This is a genomic window from Flagellimonas iocasae (assembly GCF_042682725.1).
Lineage (GTDB): Bacteria > Bacteroidota > Bacteroidia > Flavobacteriales > Flavobacteriaceae > Flagellimonas > Flagellimonas iocasae.
Window position 1 is genome coordinate 587,201 of sequence record NZ_JBHUHU010000005.1, and the last position, 21,462, is coordinate 608,662.

Below are 21,462 nucleotides of genomic sequence, written 5' to 3' on the forward strand. Positions count from 1 at the left end.
TTGATTTTTTGAACTGTTTTATGGCACCTCATGGTCCATTATGGTCTAAAGGGCAGCAAATCGTATTAGCAAAAAAAGTACCCACCTTGGTACCAACTGTGGAATTTTTTCCAAAAAGCTTTTTGAGTTTTGCCCATGAAAGTCAAATCAGTGGAAGGGCCATCAAATGAAATGTGAGTAATGCGGTGGTCCTTTCTTTAAAACACAAGATTATGGGAGCGACCATTATTACTACAGAAGATCTGATGGAGTTCAAAGTCGAACTTTTGGAGGACATCAAGGATTTATTGGAAAACCAAAACAAGCAAACCAACAAAAAATGGCTCAAATCCAATGAGGTCCGGGAACTCTTGGGCATTTCTCCGGGCACGTTGCAAAATTTGCGCATCAATGGCACATTGCCTTACACCAAGATAGGTGGAGTTCTCTATTACGAGTACAATGAGATTATGGAAGTATTGGAGCAGAACAAGATCCATAACCGTATCTAGTTTTGGAAGAGGTCAATTATATCAAGCATCTCAATGGGGTATTTGAACAATTCTCCAAGGACAGTCGACTAAATCCCACCCACATCAGCCTCTATGTGGCCCTGTTCCAATTGTGGAACACCAACTACTTCAAACAGGAATTCTTTATCAACCGGGACGAGGTCATGCAGTATGCCAAAATAGGGTCAAAATCCACCTACCACAGATGCATCAAGGAACTCCACCATTGGCACTATATCATCTACACGCCATCCCACAATCCTTTTAAGGGAAGCCGAATCAAGATGTTCGATTTTGGGACAAGTGGTGGACAAGTGGTGGACCCAAGGTGTACCCATATCGGGACAAGCAATGGACAAGCAGTGGTACCTATAAACAAACATATACAAACCTTGGAAAACAAAAAAAACTATAGCAAACCGCGAAATTTCAAAAATTTGGATTTTGACGGTTTGGAAGAGAGAAGCAAACTGCAGGCCAGTGTCCCATTTGAGGACAACCTAAAGACCACGAAACAAAAAAATTACAATGAACCTTTGTGAAATACAGCGCTCCACATATCATCACCGAGGGAGCTGTACACTATCCGCTCGGCACTCTCAAGGGTAGGGAAATCCATTATGATTTTAAAAAAATCCTGACCTACCTCGATGCCAAAGGCAAGCTACTATTTGGCAAAAAGTTCAAGATCTATCGAGAGGATAGGGAAATTCTCTATAAACTCTGTCTCTACTTTATCCAGGATAAGGCCAGATGTGCACAAATGGGCATCGACATCCAAAAAGGCCTTCTTCTTTCTGGACCTGTAGGTTGTGGCAAGACCAGTCTTATGAAACTATTGAAATACATCGTCCCCCATCAACGACCTTATGATGTCATACCTTGCAGGAACATTGTTTTTGGCTTTAACCATATCGGCTATAAAATTATCGAGGACTATGGCAATTCCCAATTCTTTTGTTTTGATGACCTCGGCGTGGAACCCACAGGACGCCATTTTGGACAAGACTGCAATGTCATAGGGGAAATACTGCTCTCCCGCCACGAGCTATTTATCAATGAAAAACGCAAGACCCATGCCACCACCAACCTCAATGCGAAGGAACTGGAAGAACGTTATGGTAATCGTGTACGTTCTCGGATGCGGGAGTTGTTTAATTTGGTAGCCTTTGATAAAAAGAGTAAGGATAAACGAGTTTGATTTTTAAACTAAGATTTGGCAATTATATGAATTTACTGCCGAATCTTAGTTTTTAGTATATTTGTATAAAAGATATGGAAATCGCCAATAAATCACTACATATCAATGCACTAAAGAATAGTTTCGACGAGGGACAAAAAATTACTGTTTCTGATATTATTGAGTTTTATGGCCAATTTGAGGAGAGGGTAAAGCGTTCTACAATTGATTGGAGGTTGTATAAACTGACTCAGGAAGGTATTCTTCATAGACAGTCTAGAGGAGTCTATTCTCTTTCAGAGAAAAAAAAGAAAACATACACACCTGAAATTACGAGATCACTTAAAGTCCTAGCCGGTAAAATTCATAATCAATTTCCATATATTGAAACCTGTTTGTGGACAACAAAGTGGCTTAACGAATTCATGTTGCACCAACCAGGAAGGTTTTACACCATACTAGAGGTGGAGAGGGATGCTACCGAATCGGTGTTCTACGCTCTAAATGATTTGGGCAAGGAAGTTTTTCTGAATCCTTCCCAAGACATAATAAGCAAATACGTTTCTCATTCCAAAAGCCCCATTATCATTATACCACTTATTACAGAAGCTCCAATTCATAAAATAAATAAGGTGACTACTTGTTCCTTGGAAAAAATGTTGGTGGATATCTATTGTGACCCAGAATTGTTTTCTACGTTTCAAGGCGCGGAATTGAAAAGAATTTACCAAGCGGCTTTTGATCGATATGATATTAATAAAGCCAAAATGCTCAGATATGCAGATAGAAGAACAAAAAAAACTGAAGTAGAATTGCTGATAAACCAACAAAGAAACGGCAGTTAACATTAATTACTGCCAAATCATAGATAAATGATAGATACGGAGTCGCTAACTAAAGAATGGATAAATCAGAAGGCTGGAGAGTACCGGTCAGATCCCATTTTGGTGGAAAAAGTAGTGTGGGCACTTTATTTACTGGAACAACTAAAAAAAAGTAACTTGGAATTCCTTTTTAAGGGAGGTACCGCCTTGACGCTTCTACTTCCTGAGCCAAAAAGATTCTCCATTGATATCGATATTATAGTTGAAAACAAGCCAGAGGTTTTGAACACTATTTTTGATGCCCTGATCCAAAGCTCTGATTTCATTGGTTATGAAGAGGACGTCCGGAAAACTAAGTCGGATATAGAAAAAGCCCATTTTAAGTTTTATTATAAACCAGTAACGAAAGCACCTTCAGACCAAGAGTATATTTTATTGGACATACTTTTTGAAGACAGCCATTATGAGGGATACACAGAAATGCTCCCAATAGATTCCCCTTTTCTAAAACTAAAAGATAATCCTTTAAATGTAGAAGTGCCCACCCCCGAAGCTATTCTAGGAGATAAATTGACTGCCTTTGCACCAAATACTACCGGCGTTCCTTACGGTAGGGGTAAGGAAGTGGAAATTATCAAGCAATTATTCGATGTCGGTCACTTATTTGATATGGTACGCGATATCGAAGTAGTTGCGGCAGTTTTTAATCGATTTGCCCAAACCGAACTTGCTTACAGGAATATAATGGAATCTAACGATGCAGTCTTGGAGGATATATTTGAAACCGCAATGGTCATAGCAACAAGAGGAAAATCGGGTATAGGTCAGTTTCAAGAGCTGCAAAAAGGCATTCAAAACATCAAGAACTACATTTTTTCAGAAAACTTTCATCTTGAGAGAGCTATGGTTCCTGCGGCCAAGGCAGCATATTTATCTGCACTGATAAAAACGGAAGCCAAAGAAATTCATCGCTTTTCAAATCCAGAAGATATTGTGGATTGGACAATTGACCAACCTGATGAAACAAGATTGAACAAACTAAAGAAAACCAATCCTGAAGCTTTTTTTTATTGGTGGAAAACCTTGGAACTAAAAAATAAATCATAATCTACCCTTGGGTTCAAGTCATAAAATACATTTTTCACGACCCTGAGCATACTTGTATTTTTCTTTATTTAACATTTACCTGTTAATTTTCCATGAAATTTGTACTCAAACCCCGGTAAAAACCCCAATCCCATACCAAACAATATTTTATACACAAATAATTGAATATCAATCATTTGAAGATATTTCTATTGTACTTTTCACATATCAAAAATCGTCTAATCCAAAAGCGTTTGCGATATGCGAAAATCACATTTCATCACCATTCTTTTCTTATTTGTTTCCAGTTCGATTTTGGCCCAGATCGGCGGCATCGAGGATTCCGTCAATGATATTTCCAATACCATACGGGCCATATTTCCCATCATCCTTGGGGTGATCTTTTTGGTGGGGTTCCTGTTCAATGCCGGACACTTTTTCGGCGAGAATGCCGACCTGAAGAAAGGCATTACCCGGGTCTTGGTCTTTGTGCTGATTGCTGGGGCCGTTGTGGGCATCTTTACCTATCTCATCGGAATCGTGGTGTAAGATGAAAAAGTACGAGGTCTATCGAAATATCCGCAAACGGGCCATGATCATGGGACTGCCCATTTCGCTATTTGCCCTATTAATGGTGTCCGTTATTGGCTCTATGTTAGTTATCATCTTTTCATTCAGTCTTGGTGTCATCGTTGCCCTGCTGTTGTTCAATGCCCTTCTTTTCGGGGCATTGGCACAGTGGGCCAAAAACCCTCATTTACTTTTTGTTCCAAAGGTCTTTCCCAACATGATCAGCAACAAAAAACTAAGCCCCTTTTCCTATGCATAAAATCAACCTGAATTCCAATCATCCCATTTTGGACATTCAAAACCATGTGGTCTTTGCCAACAATGGCAATGTGCTGCTATTCTTTAAGGTAGCCCTTCCTGAAATCCACTCCCTCTCAGAGCAAGATTTTGAGGAACTGCACAGTATGTGGTTCCAGGCCTTTAAATCCCTGCCTACGGGTACGGCCATCCACAAACAGGAGACTTACCAAAAAGTGGGGTACGATGGCCAACAATTGCCCAATCAAACCTTTTTGGAAAAGGCCACCTATAAGTATTTTAAGGGAAGGGAATACCTCAGCCACCAAAGCCATCTGTTCTTTGTACTGCCCTTGGACAAAATTTGGAACGCGACCAAATATGTCAATCCCTTCCGGAAAACGGAAAAGGGGTTCCATCGAAAATTGGATGTGCAAGTAGCAGAGTTTATTACTTCTGTCAACGATGCTGTCTCCTATATCAACAATAGTCAACGCGTTTCCTTGAGTCCAATGATGTCTGATGACATTCTAGCCCATACGGACTACTACTACAATGGCTTCAACCAAGATTTCGACACGGATGTGTTGTTGGACAACAAACACATCGAAATTGGTGACCATTTTTTCGATGTTATCGCTGTCAATAATGAAAATTGTTTTGGAGGAAAAGTCCAAAGTAGCAAGAACAATGAAAAATTCACCTCGGATGATTTCACTTTTCATCAAGGGTTTATTGATGGATTGGGATTGGAGCTAAACGAAAACCATATCGTGAACCACATCCTCTATCTAGATGACAAACACAAATGGCGCAAACTTCTGGACAAGAAAGTGGAGGAATTGAGCAAGAGTTCCAATTTTGGTTCGCAGAACAAGGTCGTCCTCAAAAAAGTCCAGCATATTCTGGACCAAATCAATTCTGATGATTCGTCTTGCATCATCAGGGGCCATCTCAATGTCATTTTTTGGCATTCGGAGGCCGAGTACCTTAAACGGATCGCATCCCAGATCAAGGCAAGTTTTAAGGAATTGGATATTATGCCCTATCACCCCAATGGGGAGGAGGGCAAGCATTATTTCCTGAACTCCCATCCCTGTCACGCCACCAACTTTTCCAATGAAGATCTTTATGTAACCGATTTGAAGCATGCCCTATGCCTCTATATCAACAGCACCAACTATACCTCGGATGCCATAGGTATCATCTTCAATGACCGACAACACAATATTCCTGTATTAAAGGACGTCTGGGATGAAGGTAAGTGTCGCATCAAGGCTAGGAACTTTGCCATATTTGCCCCGACCGGGGAAGGCAAATCCTTTTTGGCCAACAACATTTTACGTCAGTATTTTGAGCAAGGGGTTCGGCTGATCCTGATTGATCTGGGTGGTTCCTATGCCAAGTTCGCCAAGCTTTATCCCGACCAATATATCATCCTACGCTATGAACAAGGCAAAAATTTGGGCATCAACCCCTTTTATATTTCAGGGGATTCCGATTTGACCCCAGAGCGTTTGGAAGATCTTACTGTCTTTCTCTTGGAACTGCTCGCACAACATCATGCTTCCAAATCCCAAAAAGTGGCGATCAAAAAAGTGCTGCTGTTGTATTATAAGACCATACGACAAGACCACTCCCTCGCTTCCCTTTACCAATTCGTGGACGATAGAAAAGACACGCTCCTCCAAGGTTTACAAATCAAGGAAGCTCACTTCAGCACCTATGATTTCCTGCACATCCTCTCGGAATACGTGGAAGACGGGCCCTACAGTTTTCTGTTCAATACGGGTGCCGACCAGACCTACACCCTGGAGGACAAACGCCTTATCATTTTTGAACTGGACGAGGTCAGGGACAACAAGGAAATCCTCTCGGTGATGCTAAAATTGATTAAATCTGCCATTCAACGGACCATTTGGCGAAACCGCTCCGAACGGGGCATTATCCTGTTCGATGAGTTTGCCAAACAACTCAAGTTCCCCAATGTCTTGGGGAATGTGGAGTTCTATTATCAAGCCATTCGAAAACAGAACGGGGCCATTGGCATCATCCTGCAATCCATCAACCAATTGCCTGAGAATTCCACTTCGGCCAGTATCCTCGAAAACACCCAAGTCATCTATAGCCTACGTAATGAAAAGGGCTATGATGCGCTACAAAGGCGGCTCAAGCTGTCCAGCCATGACCTGAACCAATTGAAATCCATACGCAACAATCTGACCGGGGAACGGAAATACACTGAAATTTTTATCAAGATTGGGAAGGAAAGCAACGTTTTCCGTTTGGAAGTCCCGCCCGAGGTCCACGCTGCCTATCTCACGGATGGCACCGAAAGTACCGAGATCATGAACCGCTATGAAGAGACCCAAGATATGGAGCAAGCCATCAAAGCATTCATTCACCTTAAAAAAGAAACCTTATGAAAACAAGAGTTCTACAAACCATCAGGAAAAAATCCCTGACCTTACTATTAGCCCTAACCACTTCCCTATTACTGCCAGCAGGCGCTGCCTGCCAGGGTATGCCGGTGTATGACAATACCAACTTTATCAGCATGGCCAAGTCACTGGTTGAGTCGGCCAAACAGACCTCAGAGCTATTGAAGACAGTACAGTTCCTAAAGGAGCAAAAGGAGAATATCGTCAAAGTCAACAACGCCATCAAACAACTGAAGGCATTACAGGAGCTGACCAGGAACAATGAGCGGTTATTCCGTACTGTACAGCAAGATCTGCGGGGTATCTTAAACTCTACCTATATCAAAGCAGGGGAAGTGGAACAGGTATCCCGCTCGTTTGAACAGATAATGGATACTGCCATTGATGACTTGGATTTTGTCAACCAGATCCTGTCCAATGACTTTTTAAAAATGACCGATGCGGAGCGTACTTCCATTTTGATGGAGAAGAAGGTACAGTCCCAAGAAATGGTGGCCGAGCTGGAGGTCAAGACAAGACGCTACCGGGAAATCATCTCCTTCCGTAGGATGCAGGATATAATCAATAACCGTGAAACGAACTACTGATGGGTGGCTTCTTTTTGGGTATAGGGTTGGAATATGTGGACGCTGTCTTTCAGACGATAAAGGACAGTGACTTTTCCCAATATACCCTAGTGGGCATGAAGACCCTGGCCGTCCTGTTCTTTTTGGTCAATATCCTCAAAAAATACAACGAGGGCATCGCAGCTACCGATGGCCATACTTGGGGCCTCACCCCTACCGAACTGGCCAAAAACTTTTTGATTGTGCTGCTGGTCATCTTTTCAACAGAGATATTGGGAGTGTTCGATGGGATTCTGGTGGCCATTGAGGCCCAATACCGGGACACGGCTCCGGCACTCCTCCCATTGCAGCTTCAGGATGTGGACCTGGAACGGGATGTGGGTGCCTTGGAAGCCGCCAAGAAAGCCATGGCCATGCTCTATGAGGCTTTGGTCACTCCCCTGTACGGATTGAAAATAGTGGCCTTTGTCATTGGGGTTATTTTGTGGCTGTTGGATATATTCATTTATCCACTCTTCTTGGCCGAACGGTATTTTCTATTGGGGATCTTACAGGCCTTTTTTCCCTTGGTCATCAGCTTGGCCGTATTCGAGAAGTTCCGAGGTCTGGCCTATATGTACTTCAAGCTCTATGCAGGGGTCTACATGCTGGTGCCTGCCTTCTTTTTGGTCAATGTCTTTGCCAACAATCTCTATACGGAGATCAACACCAACTTTTGGGGCAGTCTGTTCGGTACGGATTGGGGCAGTGAATTCTTTGCTCCGGTCATCCAGCTGGGTTCCATTGGATTCATCGTTTTGCTCAAATTCAAGCTCTATCGGAAGGCCACGAGTTTTACGTTGCGTCTGTTCACTGGATAACTAATGTTATACTAAAATGAAAACACCCTTTAAAAACATTGAACAGATTTTGAGATTGAACCGGATCGTGGTCATGGCTTTGATCATCATGTCGGGATTGGTCTGTATCACCTCGGTCATCTTGGTGACCAAGGTACATAACGAAAGCTTGAGCAAGGCCTTTGTAGTCCGTTCAGACGGAGCGGTCATCCCCCTCCAATTGTCCGATCAACGGGAAAACTTGGAAGTCGAGGCCCTGGCCCATCTGGAACAGTTCCACAGTTGGTTCTATGGTGTCGAAGCCAACAGCTATGAAAAGAACATGGAAAAAGCCCTATGGTTGGGCAATGCCTCAGTCGATGCCATCTACCGTCAAAAAAAGGCGAACGGATTTTATAACCGTTTGCTACAATACTCCCTCGTACAACAAGTGGAGCGCATCGATTCCCAAATCGATATGGACCAAGAGCCTTATCCCTTTCAGACCCGGACCATTATCCAGATTAATCGAGGCACGGTTACCGACACCTACGAATTGACCACCACGGGCAAGCTTATCACAGTGGCCCGCCATTTCCCCCATAACCCCCACGGTTTATTGATCACTGATTTTTTTGAAAACTCCCTTCGTAAAATAGAATCCTATGAAACCACAAAAGAATAAAATCGTATTTGTCATGGTCTTGGTAGGGGTAGTGCTTTTTATAGCGGTCTACTCCATCCTCACCTTCGGCAAGGACAAAAAGGCTGAACTGAAACCCGATCGTATTCCGATGCCCGACCTAGAGGAAAACCAAAAGGTGTACGAATCCAAGATGGAGGCTTTGGATGCCATCGAAGTGGAACACGAGCGTACCGCTCCCCAAATCTACCCAGACCATATGGTGGATGATAAAGGGTATTTTAATCCCGACTATATGGAATATGAGAAACAGCGCATCATCGACAGTGTGTATAGCTCGGGTAATTTGAGCTATGAACATGAATCCATTCCATCTCTGAATACTATAACAAAAACGAAACCTAAAACCGTACCCGCCCAAAACGAAGCACCGATATCTGACAGCTACGACACGGCTGCCGAAATGGCCGTGGAACAGCAACTGTTCTTTACTTCACATCCCAAGACCGTCAATAGCGAAATCAACTCCACGGTATTGGTTGAAGTAGATGGCAAACAGGTCTTACGAAACAACAGTCGTATCCGGTTACGATTAGCTAAGCCCATGAACTTCAATGGCCATCACTTTCTAAAGTACACTAAACTGTTTGGTACAGTCCGTTTCCAGCCGAATCGGACCCTATTGCGCATTACCCACATAAATCATGTTCCCTTCGAAGGGGAAGCCTACGACCTACAAGACGGCTTAACGGGCATCTATTTGGAAAACTCCCTTCAAGAGGAAGCCTCCCATGAGGTGGTAGACAATATGGTACAGGATATCAATATTGCGGGACTGCCCCAAGTCAGAGGCCTAAAAAGTTTATTCCAACGGAGACAACGCCAACAAAAGGTGACCGTCTTGGATGGCCATCGTTTACTACTGAAACCAAATCTGTAACGCATCAAAAAACAATCATCATGAAAAATCAAACCCTATTCCCAGTCATCATACTGCTATTCTTCACTATACCTAGTACAGCCCAATCTCTGGATACCATCTATACCAATGCACAACAGGTAGTATCCCTCTCCTTTCCTGACCCCATCCAAACAGGCATCACCGGGTCCCAAAACTTTGCTTTCAGTTTTGATCGAGAGCAAGCGGATACCTTGGGATTACTGCAGGCCGACAAAGGGCAGTCAAGCAATCTATTGGTCCGCACCATGACGGGTGACCTCTATGTTTTTATCATCGCCTATCGCGAACACCTCCGTCAATTGCACCATTTCATAGCGCCGGATCAACGTTTAAAAAACCCTTTTCAACCAGATTCCAAAATGCTAGAAGTTAGTGGTTCCTCCCAAATACAACCTTCTTCCCTAGAAAAGGACTTTACCCGGCTATGTACCCAATTGCTTGATCAGAAATCATCCACCCTTAAAAGGAGCAAAAGACAAAAAGGCATCAGGGTCAAAGTGATAGGGCAGATATACCATGATGATAACGTCTATATGGTTTATGAACTGAAGAACCGTTCCATGATTCCATATGAAATCGGGTTGTTCCAATTATCAAAGGTATTGGGAACCCCCAAACGCAAAGCCTCCTATCAGGAATTACCCATCACTCCCTTATTTGAATTCCATATGTCCGAGGAGATCGGCGCAGGTGAAACGGTCCGCTTTGTGGTTGTCTATCCCAAGTTTACCTTGAACGAGAAGGAACGCCTTCAAGTTAAGGTGTTGGAAGCGCATGGAAGTCGCAATCTTACCCTTAAGTTACATTGATTTTCACATCGTAATAGAAACCTTCCAAAGCAGGTGAACCATACCAATATCAATATTGTACATGGGACTGGTATAACTACATGACCCATCCAACATAAGGTTTATAATACAGGCTATTAAATTGATTACGAAAATGAGGTATACGCTCACGATCTTCCTTAAAACCTTTGGTCAATAACTACAGGAAAACCCTAGAAAAATTAAGGATTTCCTTTAATCCATTCTCACATATATCTCCTATCTTTCAGTATCTCAAACAAGTACACTTCCTACAGCCTCATTCCCCCAAAAAGTTCAAACGGATCGTACACCCATTAGAGGGTTATTACCTATTCTAAAATCAACCTTAAACAAAGAAGAATCAAGTCATGTCAAAATCTAACAATACGTTCCATTTGGGGTTCACTATGGCCGGTGCCGTTTCAGCCGGAGCTTATACGGCAGGTTTTATGGATTACATCTTGGAAGCCTTGGACAACTGGGAAAATGCCAAAAAAGAAGCAAATCCCGATAATGTCATCCCAAAACACAATGTCATGATTGATGCCCTAGGGGGTGCTTCGGCCGGAGGTATGGTCAGCATGATCACCACCTTGGCACTGTATTCCGGAAACCATCAAACGGTAAAAGAGGTCTCCAAAACAAAGACCGGCAATATCCTCTATGACAGTTGGGTATTTTTGGACGACGACGACAGCTTGTACAACGGAACAAAAAAGGGAATGACCACTTTTGAAAAAATGCTGTCCACTTCCGATCTTACCGGAGACCGTGGAGCACCTTCATTATTAAACTCAAGCCCTATCGATACCATTGCCGAAAAGGTCTTTGAAAAGATTCCAAAGGATGCCGGCACAGCCAATTTCCCCAGTTATATTTCGGAGGACCTTCGACTATTACTGACGATTACCAGTTTGCGACCTGTGGACTACAAGGTCAAATTGAGCAAACTCAAATCCAAGTTTCTGGATTCGACTCCCGGGCACAAAATAAGCCATCATGACATTGTCGCCCATTTTAAGCTCAATTATGACGAAATCGTGGACAACGACAAATTCCTGCCTTTTAGACCCAACGCTAAAGGTCACAAGGAGGGAAGCAACAGGGAGTTTCTGGCCAACGTAACCAAAGCTACCGGTGCTTTTCCCATAGGACTGGCACCCCGTTATTTCGCGGATGACTTTTCTTCTGCTTACGTAAACCACAGTTTATCCCAACGCAAGGCCTTTGATGCCAATATGGACATCGAACTTGATACCACATCGGTTTCCGATTTTCAATTCACGGCAGTGGACGGCGGGGCCATCAATAACGAACCCTTCGATGAGATTCTTCGGACCCTGGTAGCCAATCACGGGACTGCCAACAAGAAGAATCCAAAATACGGCACGGTATTGATCGACCCGTTTCCCAATTTTGAATATGATAAGAGTTCCGGAGATACTGACTTAAAATTGACGAGCATAATGGACATTGTGGGCTACCTGATTCCCACAGTGCTCAATCAAGCCCGAAACAAGCAAACGGACACCTACGGTATCGGGCTCTTTAAGTTGATGGCCTTCCCCCGAAAACTAAAATTGGGGACTACCCAAGAGGTTGATCACCCTCCCTTGGCCACAGGGGGCATCGGTGGATTCGGAGGTTTTTTGGATATTGATTTTAGAATCCATGATTTTTTTCTCGGACGCAAGAATGCCCAAAATTTTTTAAGAGGGGTATTCTTTATGCAGTATGATGCAACTGACAAAAACAATCTTTTTTATGGTGCTCACCCAACAACCATTGCGAAGTTCGGAAGGACGGTTGATGGCAAGACCTATCTACCCATTATCCCTGATGTGGGCAAACTGGATAAAGATGACGATTCCAACCCTTCCAGATATAAGGTGCAGGAGTTTCCAAAATTCAAGGAAGCGGCGTTTCTAAAACTAAGGAAACCCATCAAAAAAAGACTGAAAGCCGTATTGAAAGCTGAATTAAAAGGAAAGGTTACGAACTGGGCAATGCGCATAGGACTTGGCATTGTCATATCCCTGCTATCCAAAAAAATGACCAAGTGGATCATGGATACCATCATCAAGGATTTCAAGGCAAGGGGCATGTAGCAACAATATCCTATTTCAAGGGCAAAGGCTAAAAAAGGAGTATGTAAATCAACAATCACTATTATGAAAGCATTCAATCTATCACAGCGTATCATCAATAATGACAAGATCCTGGCCGAAATGGAAAACAAGTTTGGGAACATGGAATTCCCACAGTTTGGCCATACCGCAATAATCGGGGACAATGACGATGTAGATTTTAAAAAACTGGGGGAGCAGCTCAACAGTCGTAATTTTGACCTGAATGATGTACAGGAGGCCATCATCAATGTCATCGGTCGTCCCGTACTTGAGATCCGAAACGATTCATTTGATGTCAATGAGCCTGAGCTTGACTTTTGGAAGGACATTCTAAAGAGGAACAAGAAAGGGTTGACAAAAGTGATTCCTTCGATTGGAAGGATAGAACTGGAAGGGCATCCCAGTTTGGATTGGGTAGGGACCGGTTGGTTGTATCAGGACGATTATATCATCACCAATAGGCACGTTGCCCAAGAATTCGCCAAAAGGCTTGGGGAAAAATTTGTCTTCAAAAGAAACTTTCTGAACGAGGCCTATACATGTTACATTGATTTTAAGGAAGAACTCAACATTCCCACATCCAGGAGCTATGCAATTGGCAAAGTACTGCATATCGAACCTGAAAGTGGGTATGACATGGCCATCCTACAGATCGTGTGGGATGATAACAATAAAAAGTTCCCGTCCTTAGAGCTCGCGAACAAATTGGCAATGGATGAGACCATTGCGACCATCGGATATCCTGCCAGGGACTCCCGTACCAAAATATCAGAAGATCAGATCCGTATTTTTTCCGATGTATTCGACAAGAAAAGACTGGCCGTGGGCGAAATTGATTATGTGGACCCCGATAAGCAGTTTTTCATCCATGATTGTACCACCCTAGGCGGGAATTCAGGATCTCCTATTGTGGACATCGAAACACAAAAGGTATATGGACTGCACTTTGCGGGAAGGGAACTTCAAGGAAATTTTGCCATACCTGCTATCATCATTGATAGGGTCTTCAAGAGTATCGTGACAAAAAAGCACTTTGCTATATCCGAGGGAGAATCCAATTCTTCCATGGAGCTGGAAAAAATCTCGCAAGAAGATCTTAGGGGACGAAAAGGTTTCGATGAAGACTTCCTCAACAAAAAAACACCCTTTCCAGGGGTTTCCAAGGAACTGGAAAAAGAGTTGGCCCAATTAAAGAACAGCAAACATACAAAACTGGACTACCTGAATTATTCCGTAGTCATGAGCAAAAAGAAACGCCTTGCTTTAGCGACGGCCGTTAATATTGACGGAACCCTATGGCGTCACATCACCAGGGGCAGGGACAAATGGTCAAATGACCCTAGGATAAAGCCCAGTGAACAAGTGGGCAATGAACTCTACAAGTACAACAATTTCGATCGGGGGCATCTGGTCAGGAGGATGGATCCGGCATGGGGAACCTCCTATCAAAAAGCAAAAGACGCCTCCGAGGATACCTTCTTTTATACCAACTGTGCGCCGCAACATAAGAACCTCAATCAAAAGATATGGTTGGGGCTTGAAGAATATATCCTTTCCAAGACCGTGGACAATGGGATGAAGATCTGCGTGTACAACGGTCCCATTTTCTCGGATACAGATATGTTCTATCGGGACATTCAAATACCGGAAAGTTTCTGGAAATTGGTGGTGGCCAATAAAGGGAACAACGGCATCTATTCGACGGCCTATATACTCAGCCAAAAGAAATGGTTGGACGATATCGAATTTGTCTTTGGCCAGTACGAGACCTATCAGGTACCGGTGGCTTTTGTCCAGGAACAAACAGGACTTGTCTTTGATAAAGAAATCCTTGATTCGGATGCCATGGCTAGCATCACAGAATCCCTGCACATGGGCTTACGGATGAACCAAATCAATGAATTCGAGCATATCGTTGTCTAGAAATGGACTATTGGCCCGTTTAACATCATAAAAATCAAAACATTGGCACAAAGAACCACAAAAAACATTTTTAAAACCAATCATTTATGACCATAAAAGAACAATGGACAGAAGTACGGGACTCTTTTAAGTTTGTTCGCAAAGAGTACATTCGAAGAAATCTCAAATATATTGCCTATGCCTATATCGCTGTTATAGCAATCTGGATAATCCACCTCTACTGGTTTTTGAACTATTACCCAAAAAATGATTACCATCTCTCCTTGTCCGCTTCCCTAGCGGAGGATTTGTTGTTTTTTGGAATCTTGGGGGCCTTGGTCTTTTTTTATTCACTGAGGGACGGATCGGACCTCAGCCTACGACATAGGGTTTCGATTCTTGCAAATAAAAAAGGTATTGACGACAATGCCGTCACCTATCTATTGAACCATATACAGCCCGTGTTGTCCTATAACAAGAGCACCAATATCGATATCACCATCGATGATGTTACGGACGATAAAAAATATATCAGAGTCTTCTGCGATGTTGAAAACAGAATCGTGAATATGTGCAGCAATGACGCCTTCGAATTAAAGAATAGCGATTTTAAGATTGAAGCACTGAACAAAATTGGACACCGCTATGGCTTTATCAGCTATGTAGGTATAAAAAATCTCGTGAAGGGAGAAGGAGCATCAAGTGATCTCATTTTCGTATCAGGTCCGGGCAACAAACCATTGCAAAAGAAAAAAGTGGTTTATCCAATAGATAATTTTGTCATCCCAAACAATGGAATTGCAGAATCAAAAATGTCCTGGGCCGTTTGGGAGGAATTAAATAGCGAGAAGCTGATAATGGAAAATTGGTACTATATAGCCAATCAAAGGTTCACTAATAAAATCCATTTGGATCTTAGCAATCGGGTAGAGGATTTACGTTTGTTCTTTGATATTAGAATCCATTACAACCAGTCTGGAGAAAAAAGGGTAATCTTTGAAGGGGAAGAACTGAATCAAAAAGTGAAGGTTATTCCCATCAAGGAACAATTGTTTCCCAAGGATATGATTCAAATGATATTCTACACCAAAGAAGAATAACCTTTTAACAAAGAATTTATTCGTATAAAGCTTTTTTCTACTAATTTTGGCTCATTATAAATATTTCAAATCAAATAACATGAAACGCAAAGGCGGGGGTAGTTGTTAATTGACATTAAATGGGTTACCCAACTTGACGTAACCCACTTATTTTTTTGGACTGTCCAATTTATTTCCTATGATAATCCGATAGCGGATTACTACGCATTTCATATTGATTTAAATGTTATTCTGTTTAAAAATAGTGCCAATCTCCCTATGCACCTTCAGATAATGCTGCTCCAATTCCAATTCTGAAAACCCCACCGGCTCCGCCAGCCCCCTTTCAATCGATGGTCTCGGAAACTGTACCTTCCGGTCCTTCCCATCCGAAAATACCACAAACTCCCCTTGTTTCAGCCGAAAGAACACTTCCGCCCTCCGTTTGGACACCTCTTTCTCCCCTTCCGTGATCCGTCGCTCCAGGTTCAGTCCCGAACTCCTGCTCACGCTTCGGGTCGGAATCTTGACCAACTCAAAGAACCGCTCATAATATCTTGCGGTGTCCGGGTCATTGACCTTCCCAAAGAATTGATAGGACAGGTTGGAGAGTATTGCCTTACTGGCCTTCTCTCCATACATCATATCATTTTGGATCTTGTCCTGCAACACATATACGCTCACAATATCATAACTCCGCAAGGTGGCCGGTATTCGGTGCATGTTCAACAGTCGTAAGGTCGAGGCCTCTTCCAACAGCATAAAGGAAGGTTTCCTATTGCGTTGGCTCATCTGTTTGGATATCGTATGGATGATCGTTGCGATTACTGGGGAAAGGGAAGCATCCTTTTGGGGATTGTTCACCAAGGCAATGACGGATGGGTGGTCTTCATTATTGATATCCAAGGAAATCTCATCCTTGGAAAGCACCATAAAGATCTTTCGGGTACTGATCTTTTTGAACCCATTGGCCAGTGTACTGAGCACCCCTGCTGTCTGTCGTTCCGACCCAATGCCACTTATAAAGGCATCCGCCATGGCCCGCGAAGTGATGTTCCCTTTTAAAAACTTGATCAAGCTCTTGGTGGCCAATTGTTGAAAAACCGCCATCAGATGGGGTAGGGTACAATAGTGTGGATAATCGGTCTTCAACCGCCAAATCAATCCACTTATCAAGCCCTCGGCAGCATCCTTAAAAAAACGGGAGGTACTGTTTTCATCAGAGTCCCGATGTTCCATCAAATTCTCTAATAGTACCCTTGACACCTCATGCACACTTTCCTCGTCGGGCAGGTATTTGGGATCAATGGGATTCACCCGATTATAAATAGGACCAAAAGAAACAATTTTAAATGGAATCTGTTCACCATTCCATAAGGGATAGGCCATTTCGGTGATCTCAAAATCCTTGTAGTCGTGGATGACCCCAGAGAAGTTCTCCTTTTGAAAATGCCTTAAAAAATTATAGATGATACTTTCGGTCTTTCCACTTCCCGCAGAGGCCATCACCGATACACCACGCCGAATATTCCCCAAGACCAAAGACCTACCCTTCACTTTCATTTTCACCTCAAAGACCTTGGAGGGTTTGGTATCGGCCTTGTAGTGGTCCACCAAACCATAGATGACCACATGAACAAAGAAAATGGGCAACCAAAGCGTAAATGACCCTTTTAAAAAACCCTCCCATCCCCATATCAAACCATTGGCCACAGCCAAAGGAAACATTCCCAAAACCCAAATCACAAACCCATATTTGACATATCTATTGGCCAAATAGGAAATCCCTCCCCCGATCACGATACCAGATATTATTCCAATCCATCCTAAATTTTCCATACCCCTGTTTTTAAATTCCAATGGATCCGGATTCCAAGGCCTTTCCGATGCCTTTCTTGAGTTTCATCATGGCCTTATAGGCCAACTGCGCCTTGTTGACAGGAATACTGGGCACCTTTACCCCTGCCTTGAACAACAATTGCCGGGCCGCCTGCCTTTCATTGGCGGGCAATCCCAAGAGTGCCGCAAAAAATTGTTTGGGATCCTTGTCCAAGAGGTTTCGGGCATGGTAGGTCTCCACAAAGTTTCTGCGGTACCCGAATTGTTTGTCAAAGGTCTTTTCCGATGCCCGATAGAACTTGTCCCGATCAAAGCCCTGTTTGACCTTCTCCCCATTAAGAGTGGTTTCGGAAGTGCGGAACTTGGACCCTGGGGAAAGGCTGTGGGAATTGGTCATATCCTTACGGCTGACTATGATATGGATATGGCTCTGGTGGCCTTCCTTGGCCATACCGGGAACGATACGTTTCCCATTTTGTTTATGGGGTGCCTCTAACTCCAAAGCATTGATTTTTACCTGAAGTTTGGCCACATCCCCCTGCCCCCTACCCTCTTTGATGGCCCTGATCTGGTGTTGCAGTTCCAAGATCTTGCTGGCATAGGCCTGGTTCTCCTTAACCTTTTTGTCCTTTTCGGAATAGGTCCGTTCCCTCTCCAGCTTCGCGAAATACAGCACATCTTTAACCGTTACTTCCTGGTCCCGGTAAAATGAGGCGGCATAGGTCTTCATCAGTTCCCGGGTATACTCTTTCAACATTTCGGGGTTGTTTCCGATATGCCTCAATTCTGCTTGGGAGGGACTGACCATGATGGAATAGAACTTGGGATCTTTCTTGCTGAGTTTGGAGGTATTGGCATCGATCTCAGCAATGACCCTTTGGGCATCAATATTGTTTTCCGCCTGGTTAAAGAACAATTCTTGATCTTCCGGGGCCTTTCCTTGGTTCTCCTTTTCGAGGTAATTGATAAAGTCACGGGCACTGCCCTGATAACTGTCTCCAAATTTCTGTCTTGTGATGGCGATGTACATGCTTACATATTTTTAAGTTTTGTGCGGTATTGTTCTAGGGTTCCGAGTTTGAGGTCCAATCTCAGATGGTCCTTCCCGAAGCGGTTCTTGGACACCGATACATGGTCCAGGACTTGGCCGAAATCAGTTTTAAGGTCCTCCAACTGTTCCTTCAAGCGCTCGTGCAGGATCTTGGGAACGGTGGTCTCTTTATCCAACAGCTCGGGATTGGTGGGCGTGTTGATCTCGGTCAGTTGTTTTTCAAAAAATTCAAAGTCCCCTTCCCATTCGTCCCCCTCTTCAGGGTCCAGTTCCTGTTCAAAAAGGGCCTGGATCATACTGACAGTGGGCAGGGTCTGTTCCTTTTCGATGCTGCGCATGATGGCGACCATGGCATTGAAGCGTCGCCTTATGTAGTGCTTCATACTGGCCATGGTCTCTCCTAGGTGTTGGTCCGGGGAAATCCCATGCCGTTCAAAAAACTCCATCATGGTCAAAAGGGTCATGGATTGGGACTTTCCAAATAGCTTGGAAAACCGTCTAAATTTCAATAATACAGGTTCCTTGATACTCAAGCTCTTGAAACGTTCATTTTTGCTTTTATTTTCCATAATTCCGTGAAAAATCCATTGATTTTATTGGGCTCAAGGCCGTTTTCCGTGAAAACTGGTTTTGCCCTTTTTCCTTATACCTCTGTCAACCCCGTAAACAGGGGCCTTGCGCAGCACATATGATCGGTAGGACGCGCGAGCGTGCTACCCTCTTGCTTCTCCTTTTCGCGCCAAGGACCCAAAAAGTATCGCACAACATGGGTCAATCCCGATAGATATCGGGACCAGTTGCATTTTCAAGTAAAAGTCAAATCGAACGGAGTACGAACTTTAGGAAAGTCAAATCAAATTTCCGCACTTATCTATTGCCGTATAAAAACGACCTAAATATATAAAAACCAATCCATTGAATACAGAAAAACCCAATCATAATGATTGGGTCCCTTTGGTGTCATTTGATGGCCCCGAGGCGGTCAAATTATCGTCCCTGGTCCAACGTTCACATCAGTCCATTATCGGCAAAGCTATAGTATCGTCCATCGGGTGCAAGGATGATATGGTCCAAGACCTTGACATCAAAAAGCTGTGCCGCTTCTTTTATCTTTTGGGTCAATTGTCTGTCCTGTTCACTGGCCTTTAGCTGTCCAGATGGGTGGTTATGGGCGAGGATGATCCCCACGGAAAGGGTCTTTAGTATTATGGCGAAAAGGATGCGCATATCCACCAAGGTTCCCGTGATGCCCCCAATGGACAGGGGATAGATTCCCTTGACCTTGTTGGACTGGTTGAGCAAAAGGATCTTGAAGCATTCGTTCAGACCGATGGTATCGGAATCCCAATTTTTGAAGAGCAATTGTGCCACCTCATTGGAATTGGTAATGGAGAGCGATTGTAGGGTACTCAGTTTTTCCCTGTAGCTGATCTGTATTTCGTTGACCTTGTGTTCCATGTCATTTACTTTTAAGATGGATAAGAAAAGGGCACCCCACAGATTGCGGAACACCCTTGTCCATTTTACTCGGTGGTATTGTTTTCTCCACCGCCCAACAGTAAGATCTCACTGGCCACAACCTCGGTAACGTAACGGGTGTTGCCTTCTTTGTCCTCATAGGAGCGGGAGGTCAATTTCCCCTCGATGGCAATCTCCTTGCCCTTGGTCACGAACCCTTCGATGATGTCGGCAAGCTTGCCCCAACCGATGACGGTATGCCATTCGGTATTGGTCACCCGTTCCCCTTCGGAGTTCTTGTAATGTTCGTTGGTGGCCATGGTCAGGCGTGCCACACGCTTTCCTTTGTCAAGATCTGTGATCACGGGGTCCTGCCCCACGTTTCCGATAAGTTGCACTTTGTTTCTCAATGTACTCATGATAAAAAGTTTTAAAGGTCTGCCGTTGTCCTTTTATGGATAATTCAGCAAACAGGGTTAAAAATTTCCCCTCTGTTTTTTTGGTCATTGTTTCCCAAATTTTAAGGGGCGTTTGTTTGCTTCTTACGTGCGCAGCACCATAAAAGAAGGGGGTTCTGTCAAGGCTTTTGGACGGAAATGGGGAGGCTCCGCGACGTGGTAAAATCCTAGGATTTTCAAGGAAGCGGAAACCCTATTTCTGGGCAAAACCTGTCTTGGCCTTGACAGGTTCAATGAGGGCCATAGGAATTCCATCTGACCCATTGACAAGGGAGTGTACGGGAAGTTAAGCGACCGAGGGCGATGGTGTCCTGATGGGAAGTCCTTGGGCCCTGCCCTGTTTTTCGATGCCCCGAAAAACAACAAGGGCTTCTTTTATTATGGACCCTTAAAATTTGTTCGGCGGACGGACAGATTTGCGGCCTTACAAGGCAAAGCCCCAAGAAGGGCTTGCAAAGGAAGGACCCACCAAAAATCCGTTTGTACGACTTCCATATTGGCCAAATGACAATACATCAACTATTGCGATAGTAATTGGTCAGTAATCCTAGAACTTGGTTACTTTTTAGTTTTTCTGGAACAGCTCTCCCTGATCGTTAGGGGAAGGTCCGCTCAACTTGGGCATTGAAGTTTTCATGCTATCCTTTAAGGTTTGTCTTCGTTTCTCATAGATCCAGACCCTTAACCTTTTCAAAAGACCCATCTCATATTCGGACAGTTGTTGGGGAGCCACTTCCTCCATGGCCTCGATTTGTCCATCCTTCTTAAAGGTCTTGGCATACTGCATCCCACACCAGGTATAGATGTTCACCCATTCACTGGGCATGGGAAATTCAAAGGTCCTGGGCATCATAGAGGCCACAACCTCGGTCAAGGAGGACATGTGTTCTCCACGCATCTGGGTCAACATTCGGGCCATG

22 protein-coding genes are annotated in these 21,462 nt (G+C 43.7%); 16 read left to right on the forward strand and 6 right to left on the reverse strand.

The genetic code is table 11. The features are described 5' to 3' along the window. Positions 1-212 precede the first annotated feature (212 nt). From ACFSJE_RS16650 to ACFSJE_RS16725, 16 genes are all read left to right on the forward strand, one after another. On the forward strand, positions 213-491 hold the full coding sequence (locus tag ACFSJE_RS16650; RefSeq protein WP_379762352.1) for a helix-turn-helix domain-containing protein: 279 nt from the start codon (positions 213-215) through the stop codon (positions 489-491). Positions 492-493: 2 nt separating this feature from the next. Next, complete coding sequence (locus ACFSJE_RS16655) at positions 494-1,033, forward strand: hypothetical protein (protein ID WP_379832001.1); 540 nt, start codon at positions 494-496, stop codon at positions 1,031-1,033. Further along, entirely contained in the window at positions 1,030-1,692 is a 663-nt protein-coding gene (locus ACFSJE_RS16660) for a P-loop NTPase family protein (protein ID WP_379832002.1), read from the forward strand. Before ACFSJE_RS16655 ends, ACFSJE_RS16660 begins: the two co-directional genes overlap by 4 nt. Before the next feature lie 74 nt (positions 1,693-1,766). Further along, a complete protein-coding gene (locus tag ACFSJE_RS16665; protein WP_379832003.1) occupies positions 1,767-2,516 on the forward strand; it encodes a DUF6577 family protein in 750 nt (249 codons plus the stop codon). Positions 2,517-2,543: 27 nt separating this feature from the next. Then, entirely contained in the window at positions 2,544-3,602 is a 1,059-nt protein-coding gene (locus tag ACFSJE_RS16670; RefSeq protein ID WP_379832004.1) for a nucleotidyl transferase AbiEii/AbiGii toxin family protein, read from the forward strand. A 240-nt stretch (positions 3,603-3,842) separates the two neighbouring features. Continuing rightward, positions 3,843-4,130 carry a hypothetical protein gene (locus ACFSJE_RS16675; RefSeq protein ID WP_127142144.1) on the forward strand — a complete coding sequence of 96 codons (288 nt, stop codon included), beginning with the start codon at positions 3,843-3,845 and terminating at the stop codon, positions 4,128-4,130. 1 nt (position 4,131) lies between these two features. Beyond that, positions 4,132-4,410 (forward strand): hypothetical protein, encoded by a 279-nt coding sequence (locus ACFSJE_RS16680; protein WP_379832005.1) that lies wholly within the window; start codon positions 4,132-4,134, stop codon positions 4,408-4,410. After that, entirely contained in the window at positions 4,403-6,814 is a 2,412-nt protein-coding gene (locus ACFSJE_RS16685; protein ID WP_379832006.1) for a TraG family conjugative transposon ATPase, read from the forward strand. Before ACFSJE_RS16680 ends, ACFSJE_RS16685 begins: the two co-directional genes overlap by 8 nt. Then, positions 6,811-7,416, forward strand: a complete 606-nt coding sequence (locus ACFSJE_RS16690; RefSeq protein WP_379832007.1) for a conjugal transfer protein — start codon at positions 6,811-6,813, stop codon at positions 7,414-7,416. Before ACFSJE_RS16685 ends, ACFSJE_RS16690 begins: the two co-directional genes overlap by 4 nt. After that, on the forward strand, positions 7,416-8,255 hold the full coding sequence (locus ACFSJE_RS16695) for a hypothetical protein (protein ID WP_379832008.1): 840 nt from the start codon (positions 7,416-7,418) through the stop codon (positions 8,253-8,255). The genes ACFSJE_RS16690 and ACFSJE_RS16695 overlap by 1 nt, the downstream gene beginning before the upstream one ends. 16 nt (positions 8,256-8,271) lie before the next feature. Continuing rightward, on the forward strand, positions 8,272-8,898 hold the full coding sequence (locus ACFSJE_RS16700) for a conjugal transfer protein TraK (RefSeq protein ID WP_379832009.1): 627 nt from the start codon (positions 8,272-8,274) through the stop codon (positions 8,896-8,898). Further along, positions 8,879-9,796 carry a conjugative transposon protein TraM gene (gene traM / locus ACFSJE_RS16705; RefSeq protein WP_379832010.1) on the forward strand — a complete coding sequence of 306 codons (918 nt, stop codon included), beginning with the start codon at positions 8,879-8,881 and terminating at the stop codon, positions 9,794-9,796. The genes ACFSJE_RS16700 and traM overlap by 20 nt, the downstream gene beginning before the upstream one ends. 20 nt (positions 9,797-9,816) lie before the next feature. Next, positions 9,817-10,626, forward strand: coding sequence for a DUF4138 domain-containing protein (locus ACFSJE_RS16710; RefSeq protein WP_379832011.1), 810 nt, complete (start codon positions 9,817-9,819; stop codon positions 10,624-10,626). Between the two features lie 368 nt (positions 10,627-10,994). Further along, positions 10,995-12,734, forward strand: a complete 1,740-nt coding sequence (locus ACFSJE_RS16715) for a patatin-like phospholipase family protein (protein WP_379832012.1) — start codon at positions 10,995-10,997, stop codon at positions 12,732-12,734. Positions 12,735-12,797: 63 nt separating this feature from the next. Continuing rightward, complete coding sequence (locus ACFSJE_RS16720) at positions 12,798-14,678, forward strand: DNA/RNA non-specific endonuclease (RefSeq protein WP_379832013.1); 1,881 nt, start codon at positions 12,798-12,800, stop codon at positions 14,676-14,678. An 86-nt stretch (positions 14,679-14,764) separates the two neighbouring features. Continuing rightward, on the forward strand, positions 14,765-15,757 hold the full coding sequence (locus ACFSJE_RS16725) for a hypothetical protein (RefSeq protein ID WP_379832014.1): 993 nt from the start codon (positions 14,765-14,767) through the stop codon (positions 15,755-15,757). A gap of 219 nt (positions 15,758-15,976) precedes the next feature. Here the strand turns inward: ACFSJE_RS16725 and ACFSJE_RS16730 are convergent, their stop codons facing one another. The 6 genes from ACFSJE_RS16730 to ACFSJE_RS16755 form a co-directional block, all read right to left on the reverse strand. Beyond that, a complete protein-coding gene (locus ACFSJE_RS16730; protein WP_379832015.1) occupies positions 15,977-17,575 on the reverse strand; it encodes a type IV secretory system conjugative DNA transfer family protein in 1,599 nt (532 codons plus the stop codon). 10 nt (positions 17,576-17,585) lie between these two features. Beyond that, positions 17,586-18,605: a MobB family relaxase gene (mobB, locus tag ACFSJE_RS16735; protein ID WP_379832016.1), complete on the reverse strand. Its 1,020-nt coding sequence runs from the start codon at positions 18,603-18,605 to the stop codon at positions 17,586-17,588. 2 nt (positions 18,606-18,607) lie between these two features. Beyond that, positions 18,608-19,195, reverse strand: a complete 588-nt coding sequence (locus tag ACFSJE_RS16740; protein ID WP_379832017.1) for a BfmA/BtgA family mobilization protein — start codon at positions 19,193-19,195, stop codon at positions 18,608-18,610. A 439-nt stretch (positions 19,196-19,634) separates the two neighbouring features. Further along, complete coding sequence (locus tag ACFSJE_RS16745) at positions 19,635-20,084, reverse strand: JAB domain-containing protein (RefSeq protein ID WP_379832018.1); 450 nt, start codon at positions 20,082-20,084, stop codon at positions 19,635-19,637. Positions 20,085-20,149: 65 nt separating this feature from the next. After that, entirely contained in the window at positions 20,150-20,503 is a 354-nt protein-coding gene (locus ACFSJE_RS16750; RefSeq protein WP_379832019.1) for a single-stranded DNA-binding protein, read from the reverse strand. Positions 20,504-21,107: 604 nt separating this feature from the next. Continuing rightward, the gene (locus ACFSJE_RS16755; RefSeq protein ID WP_379832020.1) at positions 21,108-21,461 is read right to left on the reverse strand and encodes a hypothetical protein; all 354 of its coding nucleotides are present in this window, start codon (positions 21,459-21,461) and stop codon (positions 21,108-21,110) included. Between the last annotated feature and the right edge of the window lies 1 nt (position 21,462).